Annotated in this window: 20 protein-coding genes and 6 tRNA genes; 2 read left to right on the forward strand and 24 right to left on the reverse strand. The window is 59.2% G+C overall.

Features of this window, described 5'->3' with window-relative positions:
- Positions 1 to 87: 87 nt before the first annotated feature.
- The 12 genes from rihA to miaB all read right to left on the reverse strand — a co-directional run bounded on the left by rihA (position 88) and on the right by miaB (position 11,558).
- Positions 88 to 1,020: a pyrimidine-specific ribonucleoside hydrolase RihA gene (gene rihA, locus ACJ8HH_RS01570; RefSeq protein ID WP_039566941.1), complete on the reverse strand. Its 933-nt coding sequence runs from the start codon at positions 1,018 to 1,020 to the stop codon at positions 88 to 90.
- A 99-nt stretch (positions 1,021 to 1,119) separates the two neighbouring features.
- The gene (locus ACJ8HH_RS01575) at positions 1,120 to 1,581 is read right to left on the reverse strand and encodes a hypothetical protein (protein WP_033647196.1); all 462 of its coding nucleotides are present in this window, start codon (positions 1,579 to 1,581) and stop codon (positions 1,120 to 1,122) included.
- Between the two features lie 195 nt (positions 1,582 to 1,776).
- Positions 1,777 to 2,502: an amino acid ABC transporter ATP-binding protein gene (locus ACJ8HH_RS01580; protein WP_033637437.1), complete on the reverse strand. Its 726-nt coding sequence runs from the start codon at positions 2,500 to 2,502 to the stop codon at positions 1,777 to 1,779.
- Positions 2,502 to 3,176, reverse strand: coding sequence for a glutamate/aspartate ABC transporter permease GltK (gene gltK / locus ACJ8HH_RS01585; protein ID WP_033637438.1), 675 nt, complete (start codon positions 3,174 to 3,176; stop codon positions 2,502 to 2,504). The genes ACJ8HH_RS01580 and gltK overlap by 1 nt, the downstream gene beginning before the upstream one ends.
- Positions 3,176 to 3,916, reverse strand: a complete 741-nt coding sequence (locus ACJ8HH_RS01590) for an amino acid ABC transporter permease (protein ID WP_033647195.1) — start codon at positions 3,914 to 3,916, stop codon at positions 3,176 to 3,178. Before ACJ8HH_RS01590 ends, gltK begins: the two co-directional genes overlap by 1 nt.
- Before the next feature lie 213 nt (positions 3,917 to 4,129).
- A complete protein-coding gene (locus ACJ8HH_RS01595; RefSeq protein ID WP_033637439.1) occupies positions 4,130 to 5,026 on the reverse strand; it encodes an amino acid ABC transporter substrate-binding protein in 897 nt (298 codons plus the stop codon).
- Between the two features lie 393 nt (positions 5,027 to 5,419).
- Positions 5,420 to 6,949 (reverse strand): apolipoprotein N-acyltransferase, encoded by a 1,530-nt coding sequence (gene lnt / locus ACJ8HH_RS01600; protein WP_039566937.1) that lies wholly within the window; start codon positions 6,947 to 6,949, stop codon positions 5,420 to 5,422.
- A gap of 7 nt (positions 6,950 to 6,956) precedes the next feature.
- Positions 6,957 to 7,835, reverse strand: a complete 879-nt coding sequence (corC, locus tag ACJ8HH_RS01605) for a CNNM family magnesium/cobalt transport protein CorC (protein ID WP_004939973.1) — start codon at positions 7,833 to 7,835, stop codon at positions 6,957 to 6,959.
- Positions 7,836 to 7,919: 84 nt separating this feature from the next.
- On the reverse strand, positions 7,920 to 8,393 hold the full coding sequence (gene ybeY / locus ACJ8HH_RS01610; protein WP_033637441.1) for an rRNA maturation RNase YbeY: 474 nt from the start codon (positions 8,391 to 8,393) through the stop codon (positions 7,920 to 7,922).
- Positions 8,390 to 9,445 (reverse strand): PhoH family protein, encoded by a 1,056-nt coding sequence (locus ACJ8HH_RS01615; protein ID WP_033637443.1) that lies wholly within the window; start codon positions 9,443 to 9,445, stop codon positions 8,390 to 8,392. Before ACJ8HH_RS01615 ends, ybeY begins: the two co-directional genes overlap by 4 nt.
- Positions 9,446 to 9,679: 234 nt before the next feature.
- Positions 9,680 to 10,015 carry a zinc ribbon domain-containing protein YjdM gene (locus tag ACJ8HH_RS01620; protein WP_060451857.1) on the reverse strand — a complete coding sequence of 112 codons (336 nt, stop codon included), beginning with the start codon at positions 10,013 to 10,015 and terminating at the stop codon, positions 9,680 to 9,682.
- Positions 10,016 to 10,133: 118 nt separating this feature from the next.
- The gene (gene miaB / locus ACJ8HH_RS01625; RefSeq protein WP_060451856.1) at positions 10,134 to 11,558 is read right to left on the reverse strand and encodes a tRNA (N6-isopentenyl adenosine(37)-C2)-methylthiotransferase MiaB; all 1,425 of its coding nucleotides are present in this window, start codon (positions 11,556 to 11,558) and stop codon (positions 10,134 to 10,136) included.
- 197 nt (positions 11,559 to 11,755) lie between these two features.
- On the opposite strand from miaB, the gene ubiF reads away from it, so the two are divergent.
- The gene (gene ubiF, locus ACJ8HH_RS01630) at positions 11,756 to 12,937 is read left to right on the forward strand and encodes a 3-demethoxyubiquinol 3-hydroxylase (protein ID WP_060451855.1); all 1,182 of its coding nucleotides are present in this window, start codon (positions 11,756 to 11,758) and stop codon (positions 12,935 to 12,937) included.
- 87 nt (positions 12,938 to 13,024) lie between these two features.
- On the opposite strand, the gene ACJ8HH_RS01635 is transcribed toward ubiF, so the two are convergent.
- The 12 genes from ACJ8HH_RS01635 to nagB all read right to left on the reverse strand — a co-directional run bounded on the left by ACJ8HH_RS01635 (position 13,025) and on the right by nagB (position 21,455).
- A tRNA-Gln gene (locus tag ACJ8HH_RS01635) sits at positions 13,025 to 13,099 on the reverse strand.
- Between the two features lie 4 nt (positions 13,100 to 13,103).
- Positions 13,104 to 13,180: transfer RNA gene (locus tag ACJ8HH_RS01640), tRNA-Met, on the reverse strand.
- A gap of 41 nt (positions 13,181 to 13,221) precedes the next feature.
- Positions 13,222 to 13,296 (reverse strand) — tRNA-Gln (locus ACJ8HH_RS01645).
- Positions 13,297 to 13,340: 44 nt separating this feature from the next.
- Positions 13,341 to 13,415, reverse strand: a tRNA-Gln gene (locus ACJ8HH_RS01650).
- Positions 13,416 to 13,445: 30 nt separating this feature from the next.
- Positions 13,446 to 13,530, reverse strand: a tRNA-Leu gene (locus tag ACJ8HH_RS01655).
- A gap of 16 nt (positions 13,531 to 13,546) precedes the next feature.
- Positions 13,547 to 13,623: transfer RNA gene (locus ACJ8HH_RS01660), tRNA-Met, on the reverse strand.
- Between the two features lie 219 nt (positions 13,624 to 13,842).
- Positions 13,843 to 15,507 carry an asparagine synthase B gene (gene asnB, locus ACJ8HH_RS01665; protein ID WP_060451854.1) on the reverse strand — a complete coding sequence of 555 codons (1,665 nt, stop codon included), beginning with the start codon at positions 15,505 to 15,507 and terminating at the stop codon, positions 13,843 to 13,845.
- Positions 15,508 to 15,791: 284 nt separating this feature from the next.
- The gene (locus tag ACJ8HH_RS01670; RefSeq protein ID WP_060387380.1) at positions 15,792 to 17,240 is read right to left on the reverse strand and encodes a carbohydrate-binding protein; all 1,449 of its coding nucleotides are present in this window, start codon (positions 17,238 to 17,240) and stop codon (positions 15,792 to 15,794) included.
- A gap of 188 nt (positions 17,241 to 17,428) precedes the next feature.
- Positions 17,429 to 18,181, reverse strand: a complete 753-nt coding sequence (locus ACJ8HH_RS01675; protein ID WP_004939957.1) for an HAD-IIA family hydrolase — start codon at positions 18,179 to 18,181, stop codon at positions 17,429 to 17,431.
- A gap of 67 nt (positions 18,182 to 18,248) precedes the next feature.
- Entirely contained in the window at positions 18,249 to 19,469 is a 1,221-nt protein-coding gene (nagC, locus tag ACJ8HH_RS01680) for a DNA-binding transcriptional regulator NagC (protein WP_033637448.1), read from the reverse strand.
- Positions 19,470 to 19,496: 27 nt separating this feature from the next.
- On the reverse strand, positions 19,497 to 20,636 hold the full coding sequence (nagA, locus tag ACJ8HH_RS01685; protein WP_060387381.1) for an N-acetylglucosamine-6-phosphate deacetylase: 1,140 nt from the start codon (positions 20,634 to 20,636) through the stop codon (positions 19,497 to 19,499).
- Between the two features lie 18 nt (positions 20,637 to 20,654).
- Positions 20,655 to 21,455: a glucosamine-6-phosphate deaminase gene (nagB, locus tag ACJ8HH_RS01690; protein WP_004939952.1), complete on the reverse strand. Its 801-nt coding sequence runs from the start codon at positions 21,453 to 21,455 to the stop codon at positions 20,655 to 20,657.
- A 334-nt stretch (positions 21,456 to 21,789) separates the two neighbouring features.
- On the opposite strand from nagB, the gene nagE reads away from it, so the two are divergent.
- Positions 21,790 to 23,826, forward strand: a complete 2,037-nt coding sequence (gene nagE / locus ACJ8HH_RS01695) for an N-acetylglucosamine-specific PTS transporter subunit IIBC (protein WP_043146805.1) — start codon at positions 21,790 to 21,792, stop codon at positions 23,824 to 23,826.
- Positions 23,827 to 23,986 lie beyond the last annotated feature (160 nt).

The raw sequence follows: 23,986 nt of genomic DNA on the forward strand, positions 1-23,986 counted from the left end.
AGGCAAGCCAGGAACAGTGATAGCGCAAAAATTCGCTGAGTTAAATCAAAAAAATTGAACTAGGGGCGCGAATGCGCCCCGATGGGATCAATAACGCGCTACGCGCTCGGCCAGCAGATCGATAAAGCCTTCGCGGTTGATGCCGGTCAGCACTTCCACGTTGGCCGCGTTGCCGGTTTGCTGGAAATAGTCCACCACCGTCATCCCGGCGGTGTATTCCCCCTTGGTTTCCACCCCCACCCAGCGCTCTACGCCGGTAAACAGCTGCGGCGCCAGCAGCCAGGCGATGGTGCAGGGATCGTGCATCGCCGCGCCGGGCAGGCCGCGCGGGTGGCTGAGATACAGCGGCAGGTAAAAATCGAGCATCTCCGCGACCGCCTGCGCGACCGGATTGGCTATCTGACGAATGCGTTCGATATCCTGCGGTAACACCAGCGCCTGATGGGTGACGTTCAGCCCGGCCATGGTCAGCGGCACGCCGGATTTCAGCACCATTTCGGCGGCTTCGGGATCGACGAAGATGTTGAACTCCGCGACCGGCGTGGTATTGCCGGCGTTCATGCCGCCGCCCATGAATACAATGCGCTCTATGCGGCTTTTCAGCTCGGCATGCTGGGCCAGCAGCAGGGCGATGTTGGTCATCGGGCCGGTCACCACCAGGGTTATCGGCTGCGGGCTGGCGCGCAGCAGGTCGGCGATCAGCTCGATGGCGCCGCGGGGATCGGGTTTGAGGGTCGGCGCCGGCAGGTGGGTGTTGCCCATGCCGGTTTTGCCGTGGACATAGTCGGCGATCACCAGCTCGCGCATCAGCGGGCCGCCGGCGCCGGCGGCGACCGGTATGTCCTCGCGCCCCATCAGGGTCAACAGGCCCAGCGCGTTATGCAGGGTTTTCTCCGGCGTCTGGTTGCCGGCGGAGGTGGTGATGGCTTTGACGTCCAGCTCCGGCGAACGCAGCGCCATGGCCAGCGCGATGGCGTCGTCGAGGCCGGGATCGCAATCGATGATAATAGGGCGGGGCATGTTCTTTCTCCTCTGTTTGTTATCCAGCGAGCATCGGATCAAAACCGGGGAGAAACAAGCGCTTTTAGTGCCGGGCGTTTGCGCGACGGGATAAGGCGTTCAGACACCGCAGAGTTCATGAGCGCTGCGTTTCCATTCTTCCACCTCGGTTGGGTGCAAGAAGGAGTAATAGACGGTAGTGCCGTCGGGCAAGATATTTTGCAGTGCTTGCATGCAGTTGGCCTCGCAGGGGCGCAGCTCGATATACACGTTGGTGATCGGCACCTGCTCCTTATCGGCGTCAAAGCGTTCGATGCGTCTTATCGCCGCAACCAGCGCGGCCATTTCGGCATGAAGCTTGACCCAATTATGGGTGTAGATATCCGGCGGCATCTCCATTTTCATCTGGCTATTGCCAAAGGCATAGCGAGTGCTGCCGCGCAGCTGGTATTCGATGGTGGCGCAACAGGACTCAGGCCCGTAACCCGGTTTTTCAATCAGTTTCTTCTTGTCTTCCAACGTGCGTCGAACAATCGGATAACCGGATTTGATGTTGTACTCCGCTTGTACCAGTTGAATCATGCCAGCCATCTCTGATGGGTGAGTTAATCATCAAAGGTAGGACAGCCTGCAGGATCGCGCGTTGTTTACGGTCATCGCGACGGGGGGTTTAAGATAAATCCTAACTTTGTTGAGGCGGCAATGAGGGGCATTCAGGCGCATGGGCGCCGAAAAACTAGCGCCCCTTGGGGCGCTTGGGTTTAGGGGACTGCGCGATCAGTGCAGGATCTTGGCCAGGAAGTCCTTGGCGCGATCGGATTCAGGGTTGTTGAAGAAATCGTCTTTGTTGCGGTCTTCGACGATTTTGCCTTCGTCCATAAAGATCACGCGATTCGCCACCTTGCGGGCGAAGCCCATTTCGTGGGTCACCACCATCATGGTCATGCCTTCGTTCGCCAGTTCGACCATCACGTCCAGCACTTCGTTGATCATTTCCGGATCGAGCGCCGAGGTCGGCTCATCGAACAGCATGGCGATCGGATCCATGCACAGCGCGCGGGCGATGGCGACGCGCTGCTGCTGGCCGCCGGACAGTTGACCGGGGAATTTGTTGGCATGGGCGGTGAGGCCGACGCGCTCCAGCAGCTTCAGGCCCTTCTCGCGCGAGGCGGTCTTATCGCGCTTGAGCACTTTTACCTGCGCCAGCGTCAGGTTGTCGATGATGGACAGGTGCGGGAACAGTTCAAAGTGTTGGAACACCATGCCGACCTTGGCGCGCAGCTGCGCCAGGTTGGTTTTCTTGTCGTTGACCGGCGTGCCGTTCACCAGGATGCTTCCCTGCTGGATCGGCTCCAGGCCGTTGACGGTTTTGATCAGGGTGGACTTGCCGGAACCTGAAGGACCGCAGACGACGACCACTTCGCCTTTTTTCACTTCGGTGGTGCAATCGGTCAACACTTGAAAGTGACCGTACCACTTGGAAACATTTTTCAGGGATATCATCAAACAGTCCTTTTCTTCAAATAGCTTACCAGCGCCGAGGCGGCGAGGCTGATAACAAAATAGACAAAGCCGGCGAACAGGATCATTTCAACCTGGGTGCCGTCGCGTTCGCCGATGGTCGACGCGGTGCGGAAGAAGTCGGCCAGGCTCAGTACGTAAACCAGCGAGGTATCCTGGAACAGCACGATGCCCTGGGTCAGCAGCAGCGGCACCATGGCGCGGAACGCCTGCGGCAGGATCACCAGCCGCATGGATTGCCAGTGGGTCATGCCCAGCGCCAGCGCGGCGGAAGATTGGCCGCGCGAGATGCTGATAATGCCGGCGCGGATGATTTCCGAATAATAAGCCGCTTCAAACAGGGAAAAGGCTACCATAGCCGAGATCAGGCGAATATCGGTTTTCGGCGAAAGCCCTAGAACCTGTTGTAATAAGCTTGGAACCACCAGATAGAACCACAGCAGCACCATCACCAGCGGCACCGAACGGAACAGGTTGACGTACAGGGTGGCGAACCAGCTGATCGGTTTGAACGGCGACAGGCGCATCACCGCCAGCACGGTGCCCCACAGGATGCCGACCACGACGGCGGTCACGGTGATCTTCAGCGTGATCACCATGCCCTGCAGCAGATAAGGGAAGCTTGGGACGATCGACGCCCAGTCAAATTCGTACATTATTTACTCCCCAGGTTGCCAGGCAACTGCACTTTCTTTTCGACCAGACGCATAAACAGCATGATAACGGCGTTGATGCCGATATAAGCCAGCGTGATGGCGGTAAAGGATTCATAGGCGTGTGCGGAGTAATCCAACAGCTTGCCGGCCTGCGCGGCCATGTCCACCAGCCCGATGGTGGAGGCGATGGCGGAGTTTTTGACCAGGTTGAGCATCTCCGAGGTCATCGGCGGCACGATCACCCGATAGGCGTTCGGCAACAGCACGTAGCGGTAGGTTTGCGGCAGCGTCAGGCCCATCGCCAGCCCGGCGGCTTTCTGGCCGCGCGGCAGGGATTGAATGGCGGCGCGCACCTGCTCGCAAACGCGGGCGGCGGTAAACAGCCCCAGACAAAGCATGGAAGAGACGAAGAACTGCACGTTGGGATCCAGCTCGGTCTTGAACCAGGTGCCGATATTGACCGGCAGCAGCTCGGGGATCACCAGATACCAGGTAAAGAATTGCACGATCAGCGGCACGTTGCGGAACAGCTCGACGTAACAGGTGCCGAGAGTGGAAAGAAAGCGGTTGGGCACGGTACGCAAGATACCGAACAGCGAACCGACGAAGAAAGCGATAATCCATGCACAGACGGAGAGGGCCACCGTGACCTGAAAGCCGGACCAGATCCAGCCGAGGTAAGTGGTGTTCCCAAACGGGGCCTGCTGCAGGAAGATACCCCAGTTCCAATCTATTGACATAACAAACTCCGATAAACGGGCGCAGGGCGCCGAAGATTGATGACTTGATGAGCGCCGATCGCCGCGCGGCCAGTCTGGCTGGCTTGTTGTGTACGGATGTCGGTGGCGCGCCTTGGGGAAAATGAGGGAGGGGAACGGCCCCCCTCATTCCTGTCTGTCCCAGTCATCAACTGGGCCGGTTTGGCCTGGCGGCCGCCCCGGCTTTTGTTCTATTTAGTTCAACGCTTTGTCGTTAGGCTCTTTGAACAGTTGCTTCATGTCGTCCGACAGTTCGAAGTTCATGTTGAGCTGTTTTGGTGGGATAGGCTGTTTGAACCATTTGTCAAACCACTTGGCCGCCTCACCGGAAGTTTGCGCCTGGGCGATGGTGTCATCGACCAGTTTTTTGAACTCAGGGTCGTCTTTACGCAGCATGCAGCCGTAGGCCTCTTTCGACTGCGGCGTGCCGATGATTTCCCACTGATCCGGTTTCTTGGCCTTGGCGCGCTCGCCCGCCAGCAGGGCGTCATCCATCATGAAGGCCACGGCGCGGCCGCTTTCCAGAGTGCGGAAGGAATCGCCGTGATCTTTGGCGCTGATGATGCGCATGTTCATCTTGCCGCTGTCGTTCAGCTTGTTCAGCAGCACTTCGGAGGTGGTGCCGGAGGTGACCACCACCGGTTTGCCTGCCAGGTCTTTAAAGTCTTTGATGTCGGAGCCTTTTTTCACCAGCAAGCGGGTGCCGACCACGAAAATGGTGTCGGAGAAGGCGGCCTGTTTTTGGCGCTCGAGGTTATTGGTGGTGGAGCCGCACTCGAAATCATAGGTGCCGTTTTGCAGCAGCGGGATGCGGTTCTGCGAGGTAATCGGCAGCATTTTCACCTGCAGATTCGGTGCATTCAGCTTTTTCTTAACGGCTTCAACGATTTGGTTGGAGTAGTCCTGAGAGTAGCCCACAACTTTTTGTTGGTTGTCGTAGTAGGAGAACGGCACTGACGATTCGCGGTGGCCGACAACGATCACGCCATTGTCTTTGATTTTCTTCAGCGTACCGGTCAGGTCTTCCGCATGCGCTACGCTACCTGCCATACCGAGCAGCAGTAACGATAACGCCAATTTACGCATTTGCATGGTCCAACTCCTTTGCTGTTGTGGTGGCTCTGACTAAAGAGCGTCAGGTTAAACCGACTATTTATTGCTCAAGTTATAAAGATAGTCTTAGAACGGATAGCCGTTAAAAAATAACCGATTGTGAATATCTTGAAACTAAAATGTTTCATTTTTTGAGACGCCGCGCGCACCAAATCAATGCAACAAAACGCTGACGCACTCGTGCGGTGCGCTCGATGCACCCAAAATGTGCGCAGGTGCGACAAAACGTCAGCAAAAGTAAACCGGCGCGCGAGGTCGCCATAGATAAAAGCAAGGAGTGTGCCAGCCGCGTTGATTTAACGGCATTTTCTGACTGAGGTGGGGATATTGACGGGAAAGTGGGGCGCGGCGGGCGCGCCCCGACGGAGAGGATTATTTGCGGCGCAGGCCCAACATCAGCGCCCAGCCGCCCAGCAGCAGGGTAATCACCCACAGCGGCGTGGCGCCGAAGCGCGCATAAGGCGTGACGCCGGTGGTCGGCGTGACCTTCACTTCGAGCACCTGACGGGTGAACTGCGGGATCTCGGCGATCACCTCGCCGTTCGCGTCCACCGCGGCGGTGACGCCGTTATTGGTGCTGCGCAGCAGCGGCCGGCCGAGCTCCAGCGCCCGCATGCGCGCCATCTGGAAGTGTTGCCACGGGCCGATGGAGTGGCCGAACCAGGCATCGTTGGAGATGGTCAGCAGGAAGTTGGTGTCCGGGCGGAAGTTATCGCGCACCTGCTGGCCCAGCACGATTTCGTAGCAGATGGCCGCCGTCAGGTTGTACCCGCGCACGCTGAGCTGCGGCTGCACATAGTCGCCGCGGCTGAAGGAAGACATCGGCAGATCGAAGAACGGCGCCAGCGGCCGCAGCAGCGTCTCCAGCGGCACGAATTCGCCGAACGGCACCAGGTGGTGCTTGTTGTAGCGATTCTTATCCGGGTAGCTGTATGGCGTCGGCTCGCCGAGCACGATGGCGCTGTTGTAGATCTGCTGGCCCTGTGGCGTGGCGCGCACGTCGACGATGCCGGTGATCAGGCTGCTGTTCTTCGCCCGCATCAGGTCGTCCATCATGGTCAGGAAGCCGTTCTGGTTGGCTTCATAATCCGGGATGGCGGACTCCGGCCAGATGACGATCGGCGCCTTGCCCACGTACGGACGGGTTTCGTCCAGATAGGTTTGCAGCGTGCTGACCAGCGCTTTCGGATCCCATTTCATCGACTGGGCGATGTTGCCTTGCACCAAGGCGACGTTCACCGCTTTCTCCGGCTGCGGGGTAAACCACTGCAGTTGGCGCAGCGGCCACGGCAACAGCAGCAGCGCGGCGGCGATGACCGCAGCCGACAGGCGGCGCTGATTGACGGCATACACCAGCAGACCGGCGATGGCCATCAGCACAAAGGTGATGGCGTCGACGCCCAGCAGCGGCGCGATGCCCTTCAGCGGGCCGTTGATCTGGCTGTAGCCGAACTGCAGCCAGGGGAAGCCGGTCAGCACCCAGCCGCGCAGGAATTCGGTCACCTGCCACAGCGCCGGCGCGGCGATGGCCAGCCGCCACCAGCGAGTGGCCGGGCACAGGCGCGTCAACAGCCCGGCGAACAGCCCGGTATACAGCGACAGGTAAGCGGCGAGCAGCACCACCAGGAAGACGTTGACGGCGAAAGGCATGCCGCCGAAATCGGCGATGCTGACATACACCCAGTTGATGCCGCTGCCGAACAGCCCGAAGCCCCAGACAAAGCCGAGCAGGGCGGACTGTTTGGCGGTGCGATTGAGGGTGACGGCCAGCAGGCCGAATAGGGAGACGATGGCCGCGGGCCAGAAGTCGTAGGGTGAGAACGCCAGCGTCCCGCCGGCACCTGACAACAGCGCCAGCAGGGCGCGAACCCGCTGGCGTTCAAGTAATGAGGCTTTAGCCATGTTGGATTTAATCTTCCAGTTTCGGTGGTGGAGAATCGTCCGGAATTTTTACATGAACCTGGATAATACGTCGACTGTCGGCCATGGCAACTTTAAATAGGTAACCTTCGATTTCAATGGTTTCCCCGCGCGCCGGCAGGTGGCCGAAGGCCTGCATCACCAGACCGCCGATGGTATCGACCTCGTCGTCGCTGAAATGGGTGCCGAAGGCTTCGTTGAAGTCTTCGATTGGGGCCAATGCGCGCACGGTGTACATGTGGCGGCTGAGCTGGCGGATATCCAGATCGTCTTCGTCGTCGTATTCGTCTTCGATCTCGCCGACGATCAGTTCCAGAATGTCTTCGATGGTGACCAGGCCGGACACGCCGCCGAATTCGTCAATGACAATCGCCATGTGATAGCGCTGGGAGCGGAACTCTTTCAGCATCCGGTCGACGCGCTTGCTTTCCGGCACCACCACCGCGGTGCGCAGCACCTTGTCGATGCTGAACGGCTCGGAGTCTGCGCGCATGAACGGCAGCAGATCCTTGGCCATCAGGATACCTTCGATGTGATCTTTGTCTTCGCTGATCACCGGGAAGCGCGAGTGGGCGGAGTCGATAATCACGTCCAGGCACTCTTCCAGCGTCTGGTTGCGCTTGAGCGTCACCATCTGGGAGCGGGGGATCATGATGTCGCGCACGCGCTGCTCGGCGATATCCATCACGCCTTCCAGCATGTCGCGAGTATCGGGATCGATCAGGTCGTTTTGTTCGGAATCACGGATCAGCTCGACCAGATCGCCACGGTTTTTAGGCTCGCCGTGGAACAGCTGGTTAAGGATAAGAGTAAAGAACCCTTTCTTGGGACTGGGGCTGTCATTGCTTTGTGAATGGTCGTCGCTCATGGCGTTTTCGTTACTGTCACTCATGTCAGAGTTAAGGGGCGTCAGCGACAGCCCCGCAGGGGGCTGTAGGGTAAACGGCTGACGTCAGACGGGGTCTTTTTCCGCCAGGTACGGATCAGGATAGCCCAGTCCGTGCATGATTTCGGTTTCCAAAGACTCCATTTCTTCGGCTTCATCGTCTTCGATGTGGTCATACCCTAGCAGATGAAGACTGCCGTGGACAACCATATGCGCCCAGTGGGCCTCCAGCGCCTTGCCTTGCTCAATCGCTTCCTGTTCAACCACCTGGCGGCAGATGATCAGATCGCCGAGCAGCGGCAGCTCGATGCCCGGCGGGGCCTCGAACGGGAAAGAGAGCACGTTGGTCGGCTTGTCTTTGCCGCGGTAGGTCAGGTTCAGCTCGTGGCTTTCCGCTTCGTCAACCAGACGCACGGTCACCTCGGCCTCTTCCTGAAATTGCGGCAGCACGCCTTCCAGCCAGCGCTGGAAGGTGGCCTCATCCGGCAGGCCGTCGCCGCTTTCACAGGCAATCTGCAGATCCAAAATCACCTGGCTCATGGTGTCTCCTGCTCGGAGGCGGCGAGCGCCTCGCGCTTACGTTGTTCGGCAATCGCGTCTTTGCGTTTCTGTTCGGCCGCTTCCCAGGCCTCATAGGCGATGACCACGCGGGCCACCACCGGGTGGCGCACCACGTCTTCGCTGTGGAAGAAGTTGAAGCTCAGTTCTTCCACGTCCGACAGCACTTCCACCGCGTGGCGCAGGCCGGATTTCTGGTTGCGCGGCAGGTCGATCTGGGTGACGTCGCCGGTGATGACCGCCTTCGAGTTGAAGCCGATGCGCGTCAGGAACATCTTCATCTGTTCGATGGTGGTGTTCTGGCTCTCATCCAGAATGATAAAGGCGTCGTTCAGCGTGCGGCCGCGCATATAGGCCAGCGGCGCGACTTCGATCACGTTGCGCTCGATGAGCTTCTCCACGCGCTCGAAGCCCAACATTTCGAACAGGGCGTCGTACAGCGGGCGCAGATAGGGATCGACCTTCTGGCTCAGATCACCCGGCAGGAAGCCCAGCTTTTCGCCGGCTTCGACCGCGGGGCGGGTCAGCAGAATGCGGCGAATTTCCTGGCGCTCCAGCGCATCTACCGCGGCGGCGACCGCCAGGTAGGTCTTGCCGGTGCCCGCCGGGCCGATGCCGAAGGTGATGTCGTGATCGAGAATGTTGGCGATGTACTGCGCCTGGTTGGGCGTGCGCGGTTTCACCATGCCGCGCTTGGTTTTGATGGTGACCGCCTTGCCGTAATCCGGCACGCTGTCGGCTACCTGTTCCAGCACCCGGCTCTCTTTGATGGCCAGGTGGATTTGCTCCGGATCGATATCCGGGATCACGCCGCGAATCGGCGCGGTATCCACGTACAGATGGCGCAGGATATCGGCGGCGGCGGCCACGCACAGGTTTTTGCCGACCAGCTTGAAACGGTTGTCGCGGCGATTGATTTCGATGCCCAATCGGCGCTCGAGTTGTTTGATGTTGTCATCAAACGGGCCGCACAGGCTGAGCAAACGCTTGTTGTCTGCGGGCTCTAACAAAATTTCTTGTGTTGCGACGTTCAAACTATTCCTCTAGGTCACATCGGGCCTGGTTGATGTCACATAGCGCGTCGGGGACGCGCGCGTTCAGGGCGAGCCTGAATACTCTCTTTCTTGAATTATTCATGGTGCGCCGCAACGGCGCAAGTTTACCGCTGATCTATCTGTGCGCCGTCGGCGAAATTCAAGGGAAGAAAAGGAAAAAACGCGGCGGGGCGCAAAGCCCGCCGCGTCATCACAGAACAAGGCCGCTGGGAATCAGTTCTTTTTCACGAACTCGGATTTCAGCTTCATCGGGCCGAAGCCATCGATTTTGCAGTCGATGTTGTGATCGCCTTCGACCAGGCGAATGTTTTTCACCTTGGTGCCGATCTTGAGCATCGAGGAGCTGCCTTTGACCTTCAGGTCTTTGATCACGGTGACCGCGTCGCCGTCCACCAGCAGGTTGCCGTTGGCGTCTTTGACGATCAGCGCGTCCTGATCTTCCGCCGGGGCGCTGTCGCTCCACTCGTGGGCGCACTCAGGGCAGATGAACAGGGCATTGTCCTGGTAGGTGTATTCGGAGTTGCACTTCGGGCAGTGTGGGAGTTGCATGTTATGTCGCCTCTTCAACAATAAAAAAATAAAAAAGCAAATCACCGGGCGCGGACGCCCGGCGGAGAAACGGTAAGGAGTAGCGCGAATGGGCGGCGATAAGGCGGCCGCCGCGGCGTCAGGGCTTGTAAATGCCGACGCCCAGCGCGTTTTCTTTGCGGGTACGGGCGATCACCGACTGCGGGGATTCATGTACGCGCAGATCCATCTGCTGTTCGGTGCGCACCACTGCGCCACGCAGGGTGTTGGTCAGCACCTCGGTAATTTCCACGTCGACGAACTGGCCGATCATGTCGGGCGTGCCCTCGAAGTTTACCACACGGTTGCACTCCGTGCGCCCGGCCAGCTCCATCACGCTTTTGCGCGAGGTGCCCTCCACCAGAATGCGCTGGACGGTGCCGAGCATGCGGCGGCTGAACTGCAGCGCCTGCTGGTTGATGCGGTCCTGCAGAATATACAGCCGCTGTTTTTTCTCTTCTTCGCTGACGTCGTCGACCATGTCCGCCGCCGGGGTGCCCGGGCGCGACGAATAGATGAAGCTGAAGCTGACGTCGAAATTGACGTCGGCGATCAGGTTCATGGTCTGTTCGAAATCGGCCTGGCTTTCGCCCGGGAAACCGACGATGAAATCGGAGCTGAGCTGAATGGCCGGCCGCGCCTTGCGCAGCTTGCGGATAATCGCCTTATACTCCAGCGCGGTGTGCGCGCGTTTCATCATGGTCAGGATGCGATCCGAACCGCTCTGCACCGGCAGATGCAGGAAGCTGACCAGCTCCGGCGTGTCTTCATACACCGCGATGATGTCATCGGTGAACTCGATCGGGTGGCTGGTGGTGAAGCGAATGCGATCGATGCCGTCGATGGCCGCCACCAGGCGCAGCAGTTCGGCGAACGAGCAGATATCGCCGTCATGCGTGGCGCCGCGGTAAGCGTTGACGTTTTGGCCGAGCAGGTTGACCTCGCGTACGCCCTGCGCCGCCAGTTGGGCGATTTCGAACAGCACGTCGTCGCTCGGGCGGCTCACTTCCTCGCCGCGGGTGTAAGGCACCACGCAGAAGGTGCAGTATTTGTTGCAGCCTTCCATGATCGACACGAATGCGGTCGGGCCTTCGGCGCGCGGTTCCGGCAGACGGTCGAACTTTTCGATCTCCGGGAAGCTGATGTCGACCACCGGGCTGCGGGTGCCCTGAACGTGATTGATCATTTCCGGCAGGCGGTGCAGGGTCTGCGGGCCGAATACCACGTCAACGCAGGGCGCGCGGCTGCGGATCAGTTCACCTTCTTGCGAGGCCACGCAACCACCGACGCCGATGATCACCGACGGGTTCTTTTCTTTCAGCAAGCGCCAGCGCCCCAGCATGGCGAAAACTTTCTCCTGCGCCTTTTCACGGATCGAGCAGGTGTTCAGCAGCAGCACGTCCGCCTCTTCGGCGTTTTCGGTCCACTCGAAGCCGTGCGTGCTGTTCAACAGGTCGGCCATTTTCGATGAATCGTACTCATTCATCTGGCAGCCCCAGGTTTTGATATGTAGTTTTTTCGTCATTGACTTGCCATTACTCAGTGCGGAGCGAAAGTTGCGTTACGCGACATGCAGGGCGCGTATTGTAATCATTTGCCGCCGTTGTGACCAGCGCGGGGGAAAATGGCACGCAACCTGAAGCCGGAGCGAAAATCCGGTACACTGCGCAAAACGCCATACCGGATGGGATGGCGAGCATTCACACAGAAAACATAGCCAATATGAAGACATCTCAAAATCGGTATGACGCGGTGGTGGTCGGCGGCGGCATGGTCGGCGCGGCGGCGGCCTTGGGGCTGGCGCAGGCGGGCTGGTCGGTGGCGTTGCTGGAACATCAGGCGCCGCAGGCGTTCGAGGCGCAAAGCCCGCCGGATCTGCGCATTTCCGCTATCGGCTGCACCTCGGTGGCGCTGCTGAAACAGCTCGGCGCCTGGCAGGCCGTGACGGCGATGCGCACGGCGCCGTATCGCCGGCTGGAGACCTGGGAGTGGGCGTCGTCGCGCGTGGCGTTCGACGCGGTGTCCCTGGGGCTGCCGGAGCTGGGCTTTATGGTGGAAAACCGCATTCTGCAGCTGGCGCTGTGGCAGCAGTTCGCGCAGTGCGCCAATTTGACGCTGCTGTGCCCCGCCAGGCTGCAATCGCTGCAGCGGGCGGACAATGCCTGGCAACTGACGCTGGACGGCGGTGAGACGCTGCAGACGCGTTTGGTTGTCGGCGCCGACGGCGCCAACTCGCAGGTGCGCAAGCTGGCGGCGATCGGCACCAACGGCTGGCAGTATCGTCAGGCGTGCATGTTGATCACCGTCGATACCGGTGCGCCGCAGCAGGATGTGACCTGGCAGCGCTTCTTCCCATCCGGGCCGCGTGCCTTCCTGCCGCTGTACGACAGCTGGGCGTCACTGGTGTGGTATGACAGCCCGCAGCGCATTCGCCAGCTGCAGGCGATGCCGCCGGCGCAACTGGAGCGCGAGATCGCCGCCGCTTTCCCGGCGCGACTGGGGCCGGTTAAGGTGCACGCTGCCGGTTCGTTCCCGCTGACGCGGCGTCATGCGCAGCGCTACGTGTTGCCGGGGCTGGCGCTGTTGGGTGATGCGGCGCATACCATCAATCCGCTGGCCGGGCAGGGCGTCAATCTGGGGTATCGCGACGTGGATGCCTTGCTGAACGTATTAAGCGATGCGCGGGAGCAGGGAGAGGACTGGAGCAGCGAGGCGGTACTGCTGCGCTATCAGCGCCGCCGCCGTACCGACAATCTGCTGATGCAGAGCGGCATGGATCTGTTCTATACCGCTTTCAGCAATAACCTGGCGCCGCTGAACGTGGCGCGCAATCTGGCGCTGATGGCCGCGCAGCGGGCGGGCAAGCTGAAAGAGCATGCGTTGAAGTACGCGTTGGGATTGTAACCGACAGGGCTCGGCTGCGGCTGGGCTCGTTAGGATTGGCCGAGCGCCGGAAAGCAAAAAGCCCGCCGAAGCGGGCTTTTCTAAATATGGCTGGGGTGCCAGGATTCGAACCTGGGTATGCTGGTATCAGAAACCAGAGCCTTACCGCTTGGCGACACCCCAATTATGGTGGCTACGACGGGATTTGAACCTGTGACCCCATCATTATGAGTGATGTGCTCTAACCAGCTGAGCTACGTAGCCGATGGTACTTTTTACTTCTTTGATTTGCAAGCAGTTTGTTATGGCTGGGGTACCTGGATTCGAACCAGGGAATGCCGGTATCAAAAACCGGTGCCTTACCGCTTGGCGATACCCCACCTGCAAACAAATCTTATGTTGACACCCCATTCCCGAAAGAATATGGCTGGGGTACCTGGATTCGAACCAGGGAATGCCGGTATCAAAAACCGGTGCCTTACCGCTTGGCGATACCCCATCAACATACTGCGCCGACGATGAAGAGAAATGGTGCGGGAGGCGAGACTTGAACTCGCACACCTTGCGGCGCCAGAACCTAAATCTGGTGCGTCTACCAATTTCGCCACTCCCGCAAATGCAAAAAAGAGATGGTGGCTACGACGGGATTCGAACCTGTGACCCCATCATTATGAGTGATGTGCTCTAACCAGCTGAGCTACGTAGCCCACTTTTTTTGCTTTGCCTTCATCGGCGTTGCGGGGCGCATTATGCGTATATGACCGATTTGCGTCAACAAGTTTTTTCCCGAAAAAGTGCCCGGAAGCGCCGTTTGTCTGGCTTGTGAACATTATGGCGATAAAATCGGCAATTCAGGCAGTTGGCGGGGGGAAAAGGCAACAAAAAGGCGGGCCAAAAGGCCCGCCCTGAGGGAAAGCGCCGCGCGATTATTTATAGGCGGCCTGGTGTACGCCGACGGCGCGGCCGGAAGGATCGTCCATCTTCTTGAACGATTCGTCCCATTCGATGGCCTTGGCGGACGAGCAGGCGACGGACGGGCCGCCCGGCACGCATTCGGCGGCGCTCGGCAGCGGGAACAGCTCCTCGAAGATTTCGCGGTACAGGTAGCCTTCTTTCGAAGTCGGCGTGTTGTACGGGAAGCGGAAACGCGCGGTTTCGAGCTGTAGATCGCTGATTTGCTGCGCAGCGACCTCTTTTAGCGTGTCGATCCAGCTGTAGCCGACGCCGTCGGAGAACTGCTCTTTCTGGCGCCAGGCCACGCTGGCCGGCAAATAGGACTCGAAACATTCGCGGACGATGTGTTTTTCCATTTTGCCGTTGCCGCACATTTTATCTTTCGGGTTGATGCGCATCGCCACGTCGAGGAATTTCTTGTCCAGGAACGGTACGCGGGCTTCGACGCCCCAGGCGGACATCGCCTTGTTGGCGCGCGCGCAGTCGAACATATGCAGCGCCAGCAGCTTGCGCACGGTCTCTTCGTGGAATTCGCGGGCGTCCGGCGCCTTATGGAAATAGAGGTAGCCGCCGAACACTTCGTCCGCGCCTTCGCCGGAGAGCACCATTTTGATGCCCATCGCCTTGATTTTGCGCGACATCAGGTACATCGGCGTCGAGGCGCGGATGGTGGTGACGTCGTAGGTTTCGATGTGGTAAATCACGTCGCGGATGGCGTCCAGGCCTTCCTGCACGGTGAAGTGGATTTCATGGTGCACGGTGCCCAGATGGTTGGCCACCTCCTGCGCGGCGCGCAGATCCGGCGAGCCTTCCAGGCCGACGGCGAAGGAGTGCAGCTGCGGCCACCAGGCTTCGCTGCGTTCCTGATCTTCCACGCGGCGCGCGGCGTACTTCTTGGTGATCGCCGAGATGACCGAGGAATCCAGCCCGCCCGACAGCAGCACGCCGTAAGGCACGTCGGACATCAGGTGGCTTTTCACCGACTCTTCCAGCGCGGTGCGCAGGGCGGTGGCGTCGGTCACGTTGTCTTTGACGCTGTCGTAATCGAACCAGTCGCGGCGATAGTATTCGCGGATCTCACCGTCCTGGCTCCACAGGTAGCTGCCGGCCGGAAATTCCTTGATGGTGCGGCACACCGGCACCAGCGCTTTCATTTCCGAGGCGACGTACAGGTTGCCGTGCTCGTCGTGGCCCATGTACAGCGGGATGATGCCCAGATGATCGCGGCCGATCAGGTAGGCGTCTTTTTCGGTGTCGTACAGGGCGAAGGCGAACATGCCTTGCAGATCGTCGAGGAAGTCCGGGCCTTTCTCCTGATACAGCGCCAGGATCACTTCACAGTCGGAACCGGTCTGGAACGCGTAGCGGTCGCTCAGCTGTTGGCGCAGCGCCTGGTGGTTGTAAATTTCGCCGTTGACCGCCAAAACGTGGGTGTGCGCAGCGTTGTACAGCGGTTGAGCGCCGTTGTTGACGTCGACGATCGACAGGCGTTCGTGGGCCAAAATGGCTTTGTCGCTGGCGTAAACGCCGGACCAATCCGGGCCGCGGTGGCGCATCAGGCGCGACAGCTCCAGCGCTTTCTTACGCAGTTCAACGGGATCGGACTTCAGATCGAGCACACCGAAAATAGAACACATACAACTCTCCTAACGGGCTTTTATGACTGTGATGTTGTTTTTTACTGTTATGGGCAGCATTGCCGATTCATCAGCGATAACGCGGTTTTGCTGCGCTGTGGTTATGAAAATGCGCCTAAAGCTGCATGAGATGCAAGCGTTTTAGCCATACGCTGAGAAATAGTTGTTTGCCTGGGCGCGGTTTTTGACGGATTTTCAGTTATCGGCGGGGAAAATTAGCGATTATGCAATTTTTAGCGTAATGACGGGATTGCCGGCCGGTTTGACCGGCAATCGATTAGCGATTAGGCGATGAGCTGCCACAGGGTGAAGGCGGCGTCCGGCGTCCAGCCGGCGTTGGAGGTGTGCGTCTGAATACAGGTGTATTTCTTGCCTTTATAACTCACCACGTCGCCGGCTTGGTAGCTGTGGTTGTTCTGCCACTCGGGCGCGCTCGGATCGGGCGGCGTGCCGTCGTTGGCGGTTTTGACCGCCAGCGCGCTGCTCGGCAGCGAGGTATTGCCCTGACTGTCGGTTGCGGTAACGAAGTAGCTGTACTGGGTGGCCGGAGCCAGGCCGTTGTCGGCCAACGACAGGCCGGCAGTCTGGCCGATCGGGTTGCCGTTGCGGTAAACGGTGTAACTGGCGATCGGTAAGGCGCCGGTGGCGGCGGCCCAGCTCAGCTTCAGCGAGGTGGCGCCCAACTCGGAGACCGTCAGCGCCGTCGGCGCATTAGGCTTTCCCGGCGGCGGGGTGACTCCGCCCTGAATCAGCGGCGCGTAGCGGGTTTTGAACTCCCAGCTGTAGGCCACGCCGGCTTTGCTCTTGCCGTTGTCCCAGTTGATTGACCAGGTCATCAGGCCCTTGATCGACAGGTTTTTGGCGTCGAGACGCGAGAAGGCGTTATACACCGCCTGTTTGTCGATCACGTAGCCGGTGGCGGCGGCATCGTTGTTGCTCGGCAGGCCGATAACGAATTTACTGGCTGGAATTCGGATAAATCCGCGGGTGCCGGTGACCAGACTTTCCGTCAGGTAATAGAGGAAGTCTTCTTTCATGGCATCGTTGTTTTGGGCAATCCAGGCACCGGCACCGTTATTGGCCTCGGGAACCCAGATACCGTCGCCACCCTGGTTATAATATTGCGGCGCGATAAAGTCATAATAGCCATCTAACGCATTAATATAATCGCCATAGCTGCCGTTAGCCTGCAGATAAGGGAATTCCGGCGCCATGCTGATAATAAAGTTTTTCCCCTGCGCGACGTAATAGTCTTTTACTTTTTTCAATGCCGCAGGCAAGACGGTTTTATTATTGGCGGCGCCGATTGCCGCCTGTTCCAAATCGATATCCAGGCCGTCGAAGCCATAGACTTCCACCAGACGAATAATCTCGTCTTTCAGCTTATCTTCGTCGCCGGTTTTCAGCTCGATGTGCGCGTCTGCGCCGCCGAGGGAGATCAGCACCGCGCGGCCCTGGCTGTTCAGCACGCCCACCTGGCGGCGGAACTCGGCGTCGGACAGGTTGTAAGGCTTGAAGGTCGGGATTCCCTGGCCTTTCATAAAGGCGACGGCCACCACGTTATATTCGGCGGGAATGTCGGTCAGGTTCATATTGGCGAACTGGCCTTGTTGATAACCGTCACTGGCGCCGGCGGCCCAGTTGTGCCAGAAACCCATCAGGATTTTTTTATTGGCGATAGTCGGCATAATGGCTGCGTCATCGGCGGCATTAATAATGTTATTTGTGCTCATGGTAGCCTCATTAATTAGGGTAAGGGATTTTCGCCTGCCGGCAATATCAGCTATTGGCGGGGCGTAAGGTTATAATGAGGGTTTTTAGCGCGGGCAGGCTGAAACCTTTTGCGGCCATGAACGAATTAAATTCAAACTGCGGTCAGGAAGAGGGAAATAATGGCGGCCGGGCAGCCGCCATAAATGCGTCAGAAAATAGTGATATCGGCAACGGAAGGGTAGACGTAGCTCGGGCGGAAAGGCATGGTTTCGATGTCGCTCAGCGTGGAGACGCCGGACAGCACCAGCACGGTTTCCAGGCCGGCCTGGAAGCCCGCCAGAATGTCGGTGCGCAGGTTGTCGCCGACGATCACCGTCTCTTCCGAGTGCGCCTGCATTTTGTTCAATGCGGCGCGAATGATCCACGGGCTGGGCTTGCCGACGTAAAACGGCTTGCGGCCGGTGATCTTCTCGATGGGGGCGCACAGCGCGCCGCAGGCCGGCGAGAAGCCGTGGCCGTGGCTATCCGGGTTGGTGGCGATAAAGCGCGCTCCGTTACTGACGAAGTAGGCGGCCTTGTGCATCATGTCCCAGTTGTAAGAGCGGGTTTCTCCGACGATCACGAAATCCGGGTTGATGTCGGTGATGGTGAAACCGGCTTTGTACAGCTCATGGATCAGCGCGCCTTCGCCCACCACATAGGCCTTCTTGCCTTCCTGGCGGCGCAGGAAATCGGCGGTGGCCATCGCCGAGGTATAGAACGCGCTCTCCGGTACTTCCAGCCCGGCGGCGGCGAAGCGGTTCGCCAGATCCTGCGCGGTCTGTGACGGGTAGTTGGTCAGCACCACCAGCGGCATGCCTTGTTCCTGGATGCGCGCCAGGAACAGATCGGCGCCGGGCACCGGCGTATTGTCATGCAGCAGCACGCCGTCGATATCGCATATAACGTTTTTGATTTTCATTTGTCGCTGTTTCTCATGATTACGGCAGGCAAGGGGTGACGATAACACACCTGCCAGAAGCGGCGGATCAGCTTTCCAGCAATCGCTGCAAGAGCACGCCGTTGAGCATCGCGCGTTTGGCCAGGGCGAAAGCGCCGATCGCCGAGCGATGATTGAGTTCGGAGGTCACCACCGGCAGATTCTTGCGGAAGTCCTTCAGCACCTGGGTATTGATGCAGCTCTGGATCGCCGGCAGCAGCACTTTGTCCGCTTCGGTGATCTCACCGGCGATCACCACCTTCTGCGGATTGAACAGGTTGATGGCGATGGCCACCGCCTTGCCCAGATAGCGGCCGACGTGTTCGATCACTTCGCTGGCCAGCAGATCGCCGCGGTTGGCGGCCTTGCAGATGGCGTTGATGCCGCAGTCTTCCAGCGTCAGTTTGCTCGGGTAGCCCTGGCTCAGCAGCTGGCGCACGCGCTGTTCGATCGCCGCGTTGGCGGCCACCGTTTCCAGGCAGCCGAAGTTGCCGCAGTGGCAGCGTTCGCCGAGCGGATCGATCTGGATATGGCCGATCTCGCCGACGTTGCCGTTGTTGCCGAGAAAAATCTGCCCGTTGACGATGATGCCGGCGCCGGTGCCGCGGTGCAGGCGCACCAGAATCGAGTCTTCGCAGTCGCGGGTGGCGCCGAAGTAGTGCTCCGCCAGCGCCAGGCTGCGGATGTCGTGGCCGACGAAGCTGGTGACGTTGAAACGTTGCTGCAGGTTGTCCACCAGCGCCCAGTTGCTGACGCTGATGTGCGGCATGTAGCGCACCACGCCCAGCGCCGGATCCACCAGGCCGGGCAGGATCACCGCGATGGCGATCAGCTCGCGCAGGCGGCGCTGATTCGCTTCGATGAATTGGGCGATGGCGGCGAACAGCGCATTCTCCAGCGTTTCCTGGGTGCGTTCCGGCAGCGGATAGTGTTCTTCGCCGAGCGATTTGCCGCTCATGTCATACAGGGTGATGGTGGCGTCGTGGCGGCCGAGACGCACCGCGACGGTATGGAAATGACGGGTTTCCGACACGATGGAGATCGCGCGGCGGCCGCCGGTGGAGGCTTGCTGATCGACTTCTTTGATCAGCCCGCGCTCCAGCAGCTGGCGAGTAATTTTGGTGACGCTGGCGGGGGCAAGCTGGCTGAGTTCGGCAATTTGAATGCGCGAGATCGGGCCCTGCTGGTCGATCAGGCGGTAAACTGCCGCGCCGTTAAGTTGTTTGACTAAGTCAACGTTCCCTATTTGTGCTTGTCCGCCGGTGCTCATCAATAATGTTACTCGCTGTTCATTGAATTAAACCTCGTTACCGTTAACGAGCGTTTTGGTGATTTTAAAATCACGGGTGAAGGCGGTCAGGTTAGCCACCTTGCCGGCTTCGATGGTGCCCAGACGGTGCTCGACGCCGATGGCGCGCGCCGGGTACAGCGTCGCCATGCGCAGCGCTTCGTCCAGCGCGATGCCGATATGTTCGACGCTGTTTTGCACCGCTTCGATCATGGTCAGCGCGGAACCGCTCAGGGTGCCGTTCTCATCCACGCACAGCCCATCCCGATAGTATATTGTTTTACCGGCGAAAATAAATTGGTCAATATCTGCACCTGCCGGTGCGGTCGCGTCGGTGACCAATACCAATTTATCACCTTTCAGGCGTTTGGCGTTACGGATACTCGCCCAGGCCACGTGATGGCCGTCGGCGATGATGCCGGTATAGACCTCCGGCGTGTCGAAGATCGCTCCCATCAGCCCCGGTTCGCGGCCGGTGATATACGGCATGGCGTTGTACAGGTGGGTGGCAAAGCTGATGCCGGCGGCGAAGCCGGTGCGCGCCTGATCGTAGGTGGCGTTCGAGTGGCCGGCGGAGACCACGATGCCGGCCTCGGTCAGCTGCTTGATAACGTGTGGCTCAACCATCTCCGGCGCCAGCGTCACCTTGGTGATCACGTCGGCGTTGGCGCACAGGTAATCGATCATGTCCTGCGTTGGCTTGCGAATGAACGCCGGGTTATGGGTGCCTTTTTTCACCGGGCTGAGGTACGGCCCTTCCAGGTGCAGGCCCAGCGCCTGGTTTTGGTGCTTTTTCAGATAGGCGCGCATCACCTCGACGCTGTGCTTCATGAATTCGTCGCTGCTGGTGATCAGCGTCGGCAGATAGCTGGTGCAGCCGGATTTCTCGTTGGCGCTCTGCATGATCTCCAGCGTTTCTTCCGAAATCGCTTCCAGCGAATCGTTGAACTGTACGCCGCCGCAGCCGTTCAGCTGCACGTCGATAAGCCCGGGGGCCAGGATGGCGCCACCCAGGTCGCGCGTTTCGATGCCGGCGGGCAATTCAGCCGCCGGGCAGACTCTCTCGATCAGCCCATCAGCGATAATGACTGCATGGTCATCAAGTACGTCGTGGCCGGTATAGATTCGGCCGTGGGTTAAAGCGAACATCGTAGCCCCCTGCAAAGATTAAAGACTTTTCACGCTTTCCGCTTCTAACTCGCGGAAATATTTGACGGTTTTGACTTTCAGTTCCATAGTGGCCGGCTCGTCGCACACCACCACCGCTTTGGCGTGCAGCTGCAGGCAGCTGATGGTCCACATGTGGTTGATGTTGCCTTCCACTGCGGCCTCCAGCGCCTGCGCCTTGGCGTGGCCGGTCACCAGGATCATTACTTCTTCCGCGTCCAGCAGCGTACCCACGCCGACGGTCAGCGCATATTTCGGCACCAGGCTGACGTCGCCGCCGAAGAAGCGCGAGTTGGCGATGCGGGTGTCTTCGGTCAGCGTTTTGATGCGGGTGCGCGAAGCCAGGGACGAAGCCGGCTCGTTGAACGCGATATGGCCGTCGATGCCCACGCCGCCCATGAACAGGTTAATTTTGCCGTAAGACTTGATCTTCTCTTCGTACTGGCGGCACTCGGCGTCGACATCCGCGGCGTTGCCGTTCAGCAGGTTGATATTTTCACGAGGGATATCAACGTGATCAAAGAAGTTGCGGTACATGAAGGTGTGGTAGCTTTCCGGGTGTTCCTGCGGCAGGCCAACGTACTCGTCCATGTTGAAAGTCACAACATGCTTAAAGCTTACTTCACCTGCTTTGTGCATCGCAATCAGATGTTTGTAGGCTTCCAGCGGCGTGCCGCCGGTAGGCAGGCCGAGGACAAACGGGCGCTCTGCGGTTGGCTTGAATGCGTTGATGCGTTGAACGATATGACGCGCGGCCCATTTGCCGACTTGTGCGGTATCTTTCAGTGGGATAAGTCTCATCTAACACCTCTTGGGATAAGTAAACTAAAGCTATACTGTACGGGCCTGCGGGAGTCCTAAGCGTAACCCAGCTTTATGATTCTCGCGTGAATCGTCCGTCCGGTTGATTTTTTGAATGATAAAATAAGTTTTGTGTGATGGCCAGCAATCCGGGAGGGAAAGACTACTTTTTGGTGATATTTATCACAAAAAGGGAGGTTTTAATTTGCGATACAAAATAAATTTTTTACACTCGGCATGAGTGATACGTGCCATGCGTTGTTTCTAAAAAGGTAGTGAGAGCTCCAAATAAACTACTAATAGGGTCCGTCCGCGGACAACATAGGGGGAAAAGGTGAACATTCTTAGTTATTTGCAAAAGGTGGGACGGGCGCTGATGGTGCCGGTCGCCACGCTGCCCGCCGCCGCCATCTTGATGGGCGTCGGGTACTGGATTGACCCTGTTGGTTGGGGCGGCGACAACGCTTTCGCTGCCTTATTGATTAAGTCTGGCTCTGCGATTATCGATCATATGGCGGTGTTGTTCGCCGTTGGTGTCGCCTACGGCATGTCCAAAGACAAGGACGGCTCTGCCGCACTGACCGGCTTCGTCGGCTTCCTGGTGCTGACCACCCTCTGTTCACCGGCCGCCGTGTCGATGATTCAGAAGATCCCGCTCGATCAGGTGCCCGCCGCGTTCGGCAAGATTGAGAACCAGTTCGTCGGTATTCTGGTGGGTATCATCTCCGCCGAAGTGTACAACCGCTTCAGCGGCGTCGAGCTGCCTAAGGCGCTGTCGTTCTTCAGCGGCCGCCGCCTGGTGCCGATCCTCATTTCCTTCCTGATGATCCTGGTCGCTTACATCCTGATGTTCGTCTGGCCAGTGGTGTTCGGCGCTCTGGTGAGCTTCGGCGAACACATCCAAAAATTGGGCTCGGTCGGCGCGGGCATCTATGCCTTCTTCAACCGCCTGCTGATCCCGGTCGGCTTGCACCACGCGCTGAACTCGGTGTTCTGGTTCGACGTGGCCGGCATCAACGATATCCCTAACTTCCTCGGCGGCCAGCAGTCGATCGACGCCGGTAAAGCGGTCGTCGGCATCACCGGCCGTTATCAGGCGGGCTTCTTCCCAATCATGATGTTCGGTCTGCCGGGTGCGGCGCTGGCCATCTATCACTGCGCGCGTCCTGAGAATAAGGCCAAAGTGCTGGGGATCATGATGGCGGGGGCCTTCGCCGCTTTCTTTACCGGCATCACCGAACCGCTGGAATTCTCCTTCATGTTCGTGGCGCCGGTGCTGTATGTGATCCACGCCGTGTTGACCGGTATCTCGGTGTTCATCGCTGCTAACATGCATTGGATTTCCGGTTTCGGCTTCAGCGCCGGCCTGGTGGATATGATGCTGTGGGTGCGTAACCCGCTGGCGACCCACTGGTACATGCTGATCCCGCAGGGCCTGGTGTTCTTCGTCATCTACTACGTGGTGTTCCGCTTCACCATCAACAAATTCAACCTGATGACCCCGGGCCGCGAGCTGGCGGTTGCCGGTGACGAAACCGACGGTTACGACGTCAACGTCAACAGCAACGGCGGTAAAGACGAGAACGAAACCACCACGCTGGCCCGTCGCTACGTCGGCGCGATCGGCGGTTCCGACAACCTGACCGGTATCGATGCCTGCATCACTCGCCTGCGTTTGAACGTGAAAGACTCCGCGCTGGTGAACGACGCCTTGGCGAAACGCCTCGGCGCATCCGGCGTTATTCGCCTGAACAAGCAGAGCGTGCAAGTGATCGTCGGCACCCGTGCCGAGCTGATTGCCAGCGCAATGCGCAACGTGATTGCAGCCGGCCCGGTAGCGGCAGCGGCGGCCCCGGCGGCGGCACCTGCCGCGGAAGCCAAACCGCAGGCGGTACCGAACGCGCCGAAAGCCGCGTTTGAAACGCTGGTGGCGCCGGTGACCGGCGAAGTCGTGGCGCTCGATCAGGTGCCGGACGAAGCTTTCGCCAGCAAGGCGGTAGGCGACGGGCTGGCGATTCGCCCGACCGACAACATCGTCGTGGCGCCGGCGGACGGCACCGTGGTGAAAATCTTCAATACCAACCACGCGTTCTGCCTGGAAACCGACAAGGGCGCCGAGATCGTGGTGCACATGGGGATCGACACCGTCGCGCTGGAAGGCCAGGGCTTCAAACGCCTGGTGGAAGAGGGCGCGGAAGTGAAAGCCGGTCAACCGATTCTGGAATTGGATCTGGATTATCTCAACGCCAACGCGCGTTCGATGATAAGCCCGGTGGTGGTCAGCAACGCTGACGACTACGCCGGCCTGGCGGCGCTGGCCACCGGCTCGGTGGTCGCCGGTCAGACCAAGCTGTACGAGATCCAAAAGTAAGGCCGTTTTTACCTGAGTAGTACCGGGGGGCGGCCACGCATCATGGCGGAGTTTGCCCCGATTTGGCGGGAAGAGAGCGATCTCTTCCCGCTTTTTTTATCCCGTTTCGCCCCACGGCGGTGCGCTGCGCGCCGAGGGGGCAACGCGCTGCATTTTTCGT

The organism is Serratia sp. CY32780 (assembly GCF_052169135.1).
Lineage (GTDB): Bacteria > Pseudomonadota > Gammaproteobacteria > Enterobacterales > Enterobacteriaceae > Serratia > Serratia sarumanii.